Below are 3,412 nucleotides of genomic sequence, written 5' to 3'. Positions count from 1 at the left end.
ATCAATAAAAAAGATATTGACTAACRTCAATATCTTTTCGTGGATTTCAATGGTGGAGACGAGGGGAGTCGAACCCCTGTCCGCAAGTCTTTTCCCTGTTGCATCTACGTGTGTAGCCAACTGTATTAAAATCTCGTCTCACACATCGCCCAGCGGCAGGCTATGTGTTTGACCAGTCCCAGTTGATCCGCTTTTAGTCGAGACACCCTAAAAGTAGTACCCTGCATAAATGACGACCAGGCCTAACCGGCAGGAGGGCGAGGCGGGTCGAGCAGCATTATTAAGCTGCTAAAGCGTAATTATCGTTTGCGTTTATTTTAAGTTCCCCAGTTTTTACGTGACCCAGAGTAACACGACACGCAGCCCCAAGTTCCAAACCCACGTCGAAACCTTTACGCCCCCGTGGTAAGTTTAAAGTCCTTGGACTGTTTTCGCAAACTTTTTTATTCACCATTTATATTAAGTTGTNNATCTATATATTAATACTTTTTTGTATTAAAATCAAATGTTATTTAGTGGAGAAATTAGTACTTTCCTCTAAGTTCTCTTTCTATTGTTCTTTGTGCATCTTTTTTAGCTAAGTCTTGACGTTTATCGTGTAACTTTTTACCTTTTGCTAAAGCTAATTCTACTTTAACTTTACCATTTTTAAGATACATGCTTAAAGGAATTAATGAATATCCTTTAACAGTTGTTGCCCCTATAAGCTTTCTTATTTCATGTTTATGAAGTAATAATTTTCTTACTCTTAATGGGTCAACATTAAATCTATTTCCTTGCTCGTATGGGCTTATATGAACTTGTTTTATAAATACTTCGCTATTATCTACAGATGCATATCCATCAGTTAAGTTTACTTTCCCTTGTCTGATTGATTTTACTTCTGTACCTTTTAATTCGATACCACATTCATAAGTTTCTTCTATAAAGTACTCATGTCTTGCTTTTCTATTTGTAGCTAATGTTTTAGTTCCTGCCATACGTTCACCTTCTTACTTTAAATTATATAATATCTTAGTTAAAATATACCATATTTATATYAAATAGTCAAGATNNNAAATAGTCAAGATTGCTAATTTGTATAGCAGGTGTCGGAAAAACCGACACCTATCTATTACTCTTCTATCTTATCCATAGGTTGTTCTTGGTCTTCATTTTCTGGGTGTTGTATATCTTCTAATTTGTAAAGTATCTTAAAGTCTATTTCTCTTAAATCTACATTTACTTTATCAACTCTTATTCTAACAGGATCACCTATTTTATATGTCTTTCTAGTTCTTTCTCCTATTATAGTATATGTCATTTCGTCATAAATATAATAGTCGTCTCCCATATTTGCAAGTCTAGATAATCCTTCAACAGTGTTAGGTAATTCGATAAATATTCCAAATGAAGTTACACTTGATACAACACCATCATATTCTTCTCCAACTTTATCTTCCATGTATACGGCTTTGTAGTAATCTTTAACATCCCTTTCAGCTAATTCTGCTGCTCTTTCTCTTTCTGATGATTGAGTTGATGCATAGTCTACTATATTTACAAGTTGTTCTTGTCTTTTCTTATTTATCTTATTATTTAAATGTTCCTTCATTATTCTGTGTATTTGAAGGTCAGGATATCTTCTTATTGGAGAAGTAAAGTGGCTGTAATATTGTGCAGCTAATCCAAAGTGTCCGCTACATTCTGGTGAATATCTTGCCTGTCTTAATGAACGTAGCATTATTGTACTTATAGCTTCTTCTTCTCTCTTTCCTTTTATAGCATTTACTATTGATTGTAATGCTTTTGGATGAACTTCTTCTAAGTCACCTTTTATGCTATATCCAAATGTAGATACAAATTTGCTTAACTCTTGCATTTTTTCAGATGCTGGAGTTTCATGTATTCTATAAATAAACGGTATATTTAACCAGAAGTAATGTTCTGCTACTGTTTCATTTGTTATAAGCATGAACTCTTCTATTATTCTGTTAGATATTCTTCTTTCATATTCTTTTATATCAGAAACTTTACCTTCTGGAGTTAATATTATTTTAGCTTCTGGGAAGTCAAAATCTATTGATCCTCTTTGGTTTCTTCTATTCATTAATATTTTAGCTAGTTCTTCAGCAATTTTAAAGTCTTCTGCTACATGAGAATATTTAGCTTTTAATTCTTCATCATCATTTTCTAATATGTTAGATACTTCAGTATAAGTCATTCTAGCTTTAGAATTTATTATTGTTTCTTTTATATCGTATTGTTTTACATTACCTTTTCTGTCTATTTCCATAAATACTGATAATGTAAGTTTATCTTCATGAGGATTTAAACTACAAACTCCATTTGATAATGTTTTAGGCAACATTGGGATTACTGTATCTACTAAGTAAACAGATGTTGCTCTTTTTAAAGCTTCTTTATCTAATTTACTTTTTTCGTGTACATAGTGTGTAACATCAGCAATATGTACACCTAATTTATAGTTTCCATTAGATAATCTTTCTATAGATATAGCGTCGTCTAAATCTTTTGCATCTTCACCATCTATAGTGAATATATTTAAATCTCTTATATCTAATCTTCTATCATATTCTTCTTGTGGTATTGGCACTGCTACTTGTTGAGCTTCTTCTAATACTTTTTTAGGGAATTCTTCAGGAAGTCCGTGTCCTCTTATTATAGAAAGTATTTCTACTTCTTTTTCACCTTTTGGTCCTAATACTTCTATTATCTTACCTTCTGGTTTTCTACCAGCTTGTGGCCATATAGTTATTTGAACAACAACTTTATCTCCATCTTTTGCCCCACTGAAGTATTTCTTAGGTATATATATATCTTGATTGAATTTCTTTTCATCAGCAATTACAAATCCAAAAGTTTTGTTTGATTGGAATTCACCAACTACTTTAGTTATTTCTCTTTCAAGAATTTTTATTATTGCACCTTCTGCTCTTCTTTCATCAGTTGCAGGTTTAGTTATTTCTGCTACAACTCTATCGTTGTGCATAGCTCCATTTGTGTCTGCTGCTGGTATAAATAAATCTTGTGTATATTCTTCGTCTGACTCAACAAATCCGAATCCTTTTCTATGAGCTACGAATTTACCTACAAAGTATCCCATTGACTTAGGTGAAGCTATTTTTCCTTTTTTAGTTTTACCTATATATCCATCCTCTTCTAATTCTTCTAAGAAGTTATAAAACATTGGCATTTCTGTTGGATGTATATCGAATATTAATGCTAATTCTTCCTTTTTTAAAGGAGTGTATGCCGGGTCGTTTATTAAACCTAATAAACTTTCTTTAAGTCCAGGTAACATTTGTTAACCTCCTATTTATTATGATAAAATTCTATTTACTTGATTTTTATATAATCTAATATTTTGATGTTACTATAGTATATGAAATATTTAATTTAAGTAACATTT

At 31.7% G+C, this 3,412-nt stretch carries 2 protein-coding genes and 1 other RNA gene; all 3 read right to left on the bottom strand.

The genetic code is table 11. From position 1 onward, the window contains the following. Positions 1-50: 50 nt before the first annotated feature. Positions 51-402, bottom strand: a transfer-messenger RNA (tmRNA) gene (gene ssrA / locus G3997_RS00955). A 122-nt stretch (positions 403-524) separates the two neighbouring features. Next, positions 525-980, bottom strand: coding sequence for an SsrA-binding protein SmpB (gene smpB / locus G3997_RS00950; protein ID WP_071119183.1), 456 nt, complete (start codon positions 978-980; stop codon positions 525-527). A gap of 134 nt (positions 981-1,114) precedes the next feature. After that, positions 1,115-3,304 carry a ribonuclease R gene (gene rnr / locus G3997_RS00945; RefSeq protein ID WP_296646687.1) on the bottom strand — a complete coding sequence of 730 codons (2,190 nt, stop codon included), beginning with the start codon at positions 3,302-3,304 and terminating at the stop codon, positions 1,115-1,117. Between the last annotated feature and the right edge of the window lie 108 nt (positions 3,305-3,412).

It is taken from the genome of Romboutsia sp. 13368, assembly GCF_018336475.1.
GTDB lineage: Bacteria > Bacillota > Clostridia > Peptostreptococcales > Peptostreptococcaceae > Romboutsia.
The sequence above is the reverse complement of the archived record's forward strand: the minus strand, read 5'-3'. Positions and strand labels throughout refer to the sequence as shown.